Raw genomic sequence first — 6,504 nt, 5'->3', positions numbered from 1 at the left:
TCTCGATCATGCTCGCAGCATTCTGCACACTCAGCGCCATCTGCGCATACCGGATCGGCGACAACCGCACCGTCGACCTCAGCGACGCATGACACAAACCACCCCGGCAGCCGGCCGACGTGCACATTCACTGTGCTGCTGAAGTCAAAATTGATCAGACGACAAACGACTGCAACAGAAGAGGGATAGATCATGACTCGCATGATGAATTTGATCGGATACCTGAAGACTGGCCCGACTGCGCTGCACTCGGGTGGATGGCGGCACCCCGAGGCGACCTTGGACGACATTTTCGATCCGGTCCGTTACGAACACATGGCCCAGACATTAGAGGCTGCGAAGTTCGATGGCGCATTCTTCGCCGACCTTTTCGGTGTGGCCGACACCTACAAGGGGCTCGAGATGTTTATTCGCTCGGGCGGACAGAACAGCTATCTCGATCCTCTGACGGTTCTTCCGATCATGGCGCGAGTTACGACGCGGCTTGGTCTGGGCGTGACAATCTCGACCAGCTTCCACAACGCATTCCATATCGCGCGCTCCCTAGCCTCGATCGACATGTTGAGCAAGGGGCGTGTGGCTTGGAATGTCGTAACATCCACCAGCGAACTCGAGGCAGCCAACGCCGGGCTCGACGGATTGCCTCCGCATGGTGAGCGCTACGACCGTGCGGACGAGGTACTGGAGGCATGTAGCGCTCTGTGGAACACGTGGGACGACGATCCGTTCATTTTCGACAAGCGTCGCGGAGTTTTCGGCGATACAGACAAGGTTCACTACGCCGATTATCAAGGCAAGTGGGTGAAATCGCGCGGTCCGCTCCCGACACCACGGAGCCCTCAAGGACATCCGGTCATTATGCAGGCAGGCAGTTCTGATCGGGGACGGGAGTTCGCGGCGCGATGGGCGGAAGTCGTCTTCACTCGACAAGGCAGTCGAGCGGAGATGGTTGCCTTCTACGAAGATATGAAACGCCAAGTCGTGGAGGCCGGCCGAGATCCAATCTCATGCAAGATCCTTCCCGGAGTGACTCCGATCCTGGGGGAGACCGACTCGATCGCTCGCGAACGGGCCGATTACCTGGATAGTCTGCAGCACAGCGAGTATGACCTGGCGTATGCGTCGCTATCGGTCGGTGCCGACCTGAGCAAACATCAGACCCTCGAAGAAGTCAGCAACGTTCGAGGGAACCAGGGCACCCGGGGCAGGACTGACGAGCTCAACCAGTTCGCAGAGAAGAGTGGGGTCACACTGGCGGAAGCAGCTGCAAAGCGCTCGCGCGGAGGTTCATTGGTCGGTACGCCAGAAAGCGTAGCCGATGAACTCCAGGACATGTTCGAGTCGGGCGCGTGCGACGGGTTCGTCATCATGCCGACAACCTTCCCGGGCTCACATGAACAGTTCTGCCGCTCGGTCGTGCCCGAGCTTCAACGCCGCGGAGTGTTCCGCAAGGAGTACAGTGCGTCCACTCTCCGCGGGAACCTTCTCAGCTGATTCGCCCCGCTGGCGGTGGTGAGAGTTGGTCCGACTGGATGAACCTGCGCCACAACCACATCGATGCTCATCGGGTGGCTCCGGTGAACCCCCACGCGTGCCCAAAAGCACGCGCGTGACCACGACCTCCTCCGCCATCAGGTGTGCCCCTTCCATTGGGGCGCAACCACACCGACGGTGGACCGACTCGGAAACGGTGAGGTACATATACATGGAAACGACCGTGATGACAGGCGACGCTATCCTGAAATCCTCCGGGAGGGAGCACGCATGATCGCGCAGTCGACCCTGGACGGGCCAACCCTTCGAGAGGCATTCGGCCAATACCCGAGTGGAGTGGTTGCGGTGTGTGCGGAGATCGGTGGTGAACGGATCGGTATGGCGGCGAGTAGCTTTGTCTCGGTGTCGCTGGATCCCCCGCTCGTTGCTGTCTGCCCGCAGAACACCTCGGCGACGTGGCCGCGACTACAAGAATCGCCGCGCATTGGAATCAGCATTCTCGGGGAGACACACGATGGGGCGGTGCGATCGCTGTCAGCGAAGATCGGAGACCGATTCGAGGGGTTGACCACTCAGACACATGAGGGCGGCGCCGTCTTCATCGAGGGAGCCAGTGTGTGGTTGAACACCTCGGTCGAGCAGGAACTTCCAGCAGGCGACCATACGATCATCGTGCTGCGCATCAACGATTTGAGTCTTCAGCCCAACGTCGCACCGATCGTGTTTCACCGCAGTGGTCTTCACCGGATCCAACAGGAATCAGCATGAGAGTCGACGCGGCGCTGGCCTCACTACGGGAGGGACGACCGGTGCTCACTGTTGATTCGACCGGTGCCGGCGCCGTAGTCCTGGCCGCACACGGGGTAGACATGAAGTGGGTTGCATGGACTGTGCGGCACACCTCTGGCCTGCTCTGCGCGCCGATGTCAGAAGCCCGAGCCGACGAGCTCGACCTTCCTCCGATGGTGCCGCGCAACCAAGTTACCCTCGACGACCAATACACCGTGAGTGTGGACGCCCGGCACGGAGTAACCACCGGGATCAGTGCCGTGGACCGCGCCCGCACGTTCCGCACGTTGGCGGCTCCCTGCACAAGCCCCGCCGACTTGGTTCGGCCGGGCCACGTGCTACCGCTATGCACCCACCCGGGCGGCGTGTTCGAACGCCTCACGCATCCGGAAGCTGCCGTCGATCTGTGCACACTAGCCGGACTGCCCCAGGTCGCTGTAATGGCCACGCTCGTAGCCGACCAGGGTCACGTGCTGCCGCGGGCCGGAATTGAAGACCTCGCCGCCAAACACACCCTCCCTGTTCTGGACATCGCCGAGCTGCTCACGTATCCCCGCCGGGCGGAGTACGCCCATCGAGGGGCCCGTGGTGCAGCGAGATTGGAGAACCGCGCCGTCCCCGCACACCTCTTCCCGTAATGCCCTTGCACGAGATGTCTTGTTCGACTTTGCCGGCCGCATGTGTCCCGCCTCCAGCTCGGGGGTCGCCACTTCGAAAGTCGATGCAGCGGCATTTTCAATCGGTATCAGGAAGCCAAGCCAGCGGCTCCAAGGCGCTGTGAGGTTAGTTGGCTTGATCGATATCCAAGAATACTTCGTACAGCGTGACGGGATCATTCCGTGACTCGTTGTCCTCGGTGCTGTGCACACCATTGATGACTCCGCCGAATACGACACAAGTCCCTGGCCGCGCGAATGTAATAATGCGACAAAATAGTGATGGAGAAACGCATGACCATTGACCTCGGCACGGCGAGAAAAATCATTGAGGCGGCTCGAACATGTGCCAACGAAAAAGGGTTCGAGCCGCTCACAATTGTTGTCCTCGACGCCGGGGGACACGTACTGGCAGCTGAACGCGAGGATGGGGCCTCGAACAAGAGATTTGAAATCGCGTTCGGCAAGGCCCATGGAGCACTTGCACTCGGGATCGGCTCCCGTTCGCTCATGGGCAGGGCAGAGCAGCATCCATACTTTATTGCCGCGGCAACCGCCGCAATAGGTGGATCGCTGGTGCCTGTCCCTGGCGGCGTTCTTGTACGTGAGACCGAGGGGTCCCTACTGGGTGCCGTCGGAGTTTCCGGGGACACCTCCGACAACGACGAGGCCGTCGCCGTAGCAGGCATTGAGGCCGCAGGTCTAGTCCCCCAACCTTGATCGGTCGCCATCCGACACCTGTCAGTGGCGAACCAGCGAGCATCCGGTTCCTGCCAACACGGCCGGCGGTAGGACGCGTCTGCCCGGCGCGGCACTGGTGGCGCCGGACATACAATGACGATCCTTCACTGCTGCCCAACGCCTGATCTGCGGCGGCAGTTCGACTATTTGACTACCTGGACATTCGGAGGTGTAAGTTGGACCCCATCACCACTGACGACGACGTTGTGGTATCGATGTCGGAGCGCTTCGTTGGGCAAGTCCCGCATCAGGTCTATGTACAGCACTGGCGTCCGTCTCCGGGAGCCGGAGCCAAGGTGTTAAGGGGCCCGCTCGTCATGGTCCATGGCGGCTTCCACACCGGAACCGCGTGGACGACGACTCCCGATGGTCGCGCGGGCTGGGCACCCAGGTTCGCTGCGTTTGGATGGGACGTCTTCGTAGTCGACTGGTCGGGAACCGGGCGCTCGAGCGGCCTCACACTGGACAACGTCGCAGTTTCCGCAAACGACGTTGTTGGCGGCGTCATTGCACTTTTGGAACAGACAGGCCCGGCCGTGATGGTCGGACACAGCATCGGCGCCGCATTGTCGCTGAAAGTGGCCGAGCGTCACCCAGACAAGATCCGTGCCATCGCAGCGCTTGCCCCGGCCTCCGTGGAGAGCCCTGTCGCAGGCTGGGATCCAGCTCCCCTGGACCAATGTGTGGTCTTCACAGATGAGATGGTTCGTTCGCTGTTCGCCAACAGCGAGTGCTTTCCACAGCAGGCGATTGGCAACTATCGATCATCACTCGTGCCGTTGACCCCCCGAATCTTCAACGCATCCCTCGGGCTGAATATGGATCTGAAAACAGATCCCGCTGTCGCGCCAGGTTGGGGGAGTCAGATCCCCGTGCTCCTACTTGTCGCGGACCAAGATCAGCTCATACCAGAGGCGAGGGCGGAGGAGACGTCGACAGCGTTAGGGGTACCGATTACCCGACTTGCCACGGACTGGGGACTGTCGGGCCATGGGCACAACTTCATCATCGAGAACGGATCTGAGGAAATCGCACAGCGTGTCGATGCGTGGTTGAGTTCTGTCTGCTAATTGCGCAGTCGGTGGGTTGTGATCGTTGAGGCGAGGAGTACTCCGCCGAGGTTCGTGACGGCGTGCTTGTCGTAGCGGGTTGAGACACCGCGCCAGTGTTCGAGTCGGTTCAAACCACGCTCGACGGTGTTGCGGTGACGGCAGAGCGCGGTATCGAAGTCCAGCGGTCGCCCACCTCGGGAGCCCTTCTCGGGCTGTGGTTCGGTCCGACTCCGTTTCGTTCAGGGGTTCCGCACCTAGTAGTACTTTGTTAGGTGGGAAATCTGTGGTGGCACAGTGGGCAGGTACCGATCCAACGAGCAAGTGCGCCTGGAGTTCACGCACGATGCCATAGAGCGTCAGTCCTGCCCAGTCGCTTTTGGGTCGGCGAGCCGGAGGGCGGTGAGGAACAGGTGCGCGGCGGTGACCAGGGTGGCATGGTGGTGCCAGCCCATCCAGGAACGACCCTCGAAATGATCCAGTCCGAGACCGGTTTTCAGTTCCCGGTAATCGTGTTCGACGCGCCAGCGGATCTTGGCGAGGCGCACCAGCTCGGACAGCGGGATGTCCTCAGGCAGGGTGGAGAGCCAGTAGTCGGTGGGCTCGTCGGCGCCGGTCGGCCACTCGGCGAGCAACCACACCTCTGGCAGGGTGCCGTCCTCGGCGCAGGGAATGTCGCGGTTCGCCGGGCGGGCCCGCACGGCGGCGAACCGCGACCGCATCGCCGCGGTGGGGTTGTCGGGGTCGGTCTTGCTGCCGCGCCGCCAGGTCACCGTCCGCAGGGCCTTACGTCCGGCGGCGAGGACGAGGTCCTTGCAGCTCGCGACCGGGCCCGGGTAGCGCGGGGCCGGTACGCGCCCGCGCCCGCTGTAGGGAGGTGCCTCGGGGACCGCGTCGCCGGGATGGGCGCTGGTCACCCTTGACGGCGACGACGTAGTCGATGCCGCGCTCGGTCAACGCTTCCCGGAAGGCGGTGGCGTCGCCGTAGCCGGCGTCCGCCACCGTGGTCGGCGGAATCCGGCCCCACTCGATCAGCTCGTCGATCATCTCGATCGCCATCTTCCACTTGGTGCGGTGATGCTCGGTGTCGGGGATCGCCGAGCGCGCCCGGCGGGCGGCGATCGCCGCGACCGTGTCGGGGTCGGTGGTGGACCGATCGTCCCAGCTCTGGGGCAGGAACAGCCGCCAGTCCAACGGCGCGGACGCCGCGTCGGTGGCGGCGTGCACGCTGACCGCGATCTGACAGTTGCCGACCTTGCCGAGGGTGCCCGAGTACTGCCGGGCCACACCCGGCGAGGCGGGTCCATCCTTGATGAACCCGGTGTCGTCGATGACCCACGCATCCGGGACGATCAGATCACACGCCCGGCGCGACAGCGTTTTCCGGACCGGCACCACATCCCACGGCGAGGTGGTCACGAACTGCTGCAACTGTTGGTGATCGACCCGCAACCGCTGCGCCATCGGCTGCATCGACTTCCGTCGCCCGTCGAGCATCAAGCCCCGCGCATACAGTCCCGCCTTCTCCCGTTGATCCTTGCGCGCCAGCGACGAGAACACCTCACCGACAAACGTATCCAACTGTTCCCCGACACGGTCGAGAGCGGCTGTATCCATGCCCGCATACTCTCGAGAAAGCCACGAAAACTCGAGCCGACACGCCGAGCTAACAAAGTACTACTAACGGGGCTTCGCCCCAGCCCGACGAGTCGTGTGGTGGTCACTGGGTCGGGGGGCTCCGGCCGGTTGGGGTTGTGACCCTGGTCGACGACGTC

5 protein-coding genes and 2 pseudogenes are annotated in these 6,504 nt (G+C 62.6%); 5 read left to right on the top strand and 2 right to left on the bottom strand.

The features are described 5' to 3' along the window. Nucleotides 1–201: 201 nt before the first annotated feature. The 5 genes from ACFVJ3_RS48940 to ACFVJ3_RS48920 all read left to right on the top strand — a co-directional run bounded on the left by ACFVJ3_RS48940 (nucleotide 202) and on the right by ACFVJ3_RS48920 (nucleotide 4,750). Complete coding sequence (locus ACFVJ3_RS48940; protein WP_378458956.1) at nucleotides 202–1,494, top strand: LLM class flavin-dependent oxidoreductase; 1,293 nt, start codon at nucleotides 202–204, stop codon at nucleotides 1,492–1,494. A gap of 270 nt (nucleotides 1,495–1,764) precedes the next feature. Then, nucleotides 1,765–2,262 carry a flavin reductase family protein gene (locus tag ACFVJ3_RS48935; protein WP_378458957.1) on the top strand — a complete coding sequence of 166 codons (498 nt, stop codon included), beginning with the start codon at nucleotides 1,765–1,767 and terminating at the stop codon, nucleotides 2,260–2,262. Further along, nucleotides 2,259–2,921 carry a 3,4-dihydroxy-2-butanone-4-phosphate synthase gene (locus ACFVJ3_RS48930; protein ID WP_378458955.1) on the top strand — a complete coding sequence of 221 codons (663 nt, stop codon included), beginning with the start codon at nucleotides 2,259–2,261 and terminating at the stop codon, nucleotides 2,919–2,921. Before ACFVJ3_RS48935 ends, ACFVJ3_RS48930 begins: the two co-directional genes overlap by 4 nt. A gap of 312 nt (nucleotides 2,922–3,233) precedes the next feature. Next, nucleotides 3,234–3,659, top strand: a complete 426-nt coding sequence (locus ACFVJ3_RS48925) for a heme-binding protein (RefSeq protein WP_378458954.1) — start codon at nucleotides 3,234–3,236, stop codon at nucleotides 3,657–3,659. Between the two features lie 197 nt (nucleotides 3,660–3,856). Beyond that, nucleotides 3,857–4,750: an alpha/beta hydrolase gene (locus ACFVJ3_RS48920; protein WP_378458953.1), complete on the top strand. Its 894-nt coding sequence runs from the start codon at nucleotides 3,857–3,859 to the stop codon at nucleotides 4,748–4,750. Here ACFVJ3_RS48920 and ACFVJ3_RS48915 read toward each other — a convergent pair. Continuing rightward, nucleotides 4,747–4,941, bottom strand: a pseudogene (locus ACFVJ3_RS48915) (IS5 family transposase); the annotation flags it as partial. The gene ACFVJ3_RS48920 and the pseudogene ACFVJ3_RS48915 sit on opposite strands and share 4 nt — an antisense overlap. A gap of 147 nt (nucleotides 4,942–5,088) precedes the next feature. Beyond that, nucleotides 5,089–6,346 (bottom strand): annotated as a pseudogene (locus ACFVJ3_RS48910) (IS701 family transposase). Between the last annotated feature and the right edge of the window lie 158 nt (nucleotides 6,347–6,504).

It is taken from the genome of Rhodococcus sp. NPDC127593 (genome assembly GCF_042671975.1).
GTDB lineage: Bacteria > Actinomycetota > Actinomycetes > Mycobacteriales > Mycobacteriaceae > Rhodococcus_F.
The sequence above is the reverse complement of the archived record's forward strand: the minus strand, read 5'-3'. Positions and strand labels throughout refer to the sequence as shown.

Bases quoted from the DNA above. Each gene is read 5' to 3' on its own strand.
- ACFVJ3_RS48930 (WP_378458955.1), top strand. From the start codon at position 2,259: ATGAGAGTCGACGCGGCGCTGGCCTCACTACGGGAGGGACGACCGGTG.
- ACFVJ3_RS48925 (WP_378458954.1), top strand. From the start codon at position 3,234: ATGACCATTGACCTCGGCACGGCGAGAAAAATCATTGAGGCGGCTCGA.
- ACFVJ3_RS48935 (WP_378458957.1), top strand. From the start codon at position 1,765: ATGATCGCGCAGTCGACCCTGGACGGGCCAACCCTTCGAGAGGCATTC.
- ACFVJ3_RS48940 (WP_378458956.1), top strand. From the start codon at position 202: ATGATGAATTTGATCGGATACCTGAAGACTGGCCCGACTGCGCTGCAC.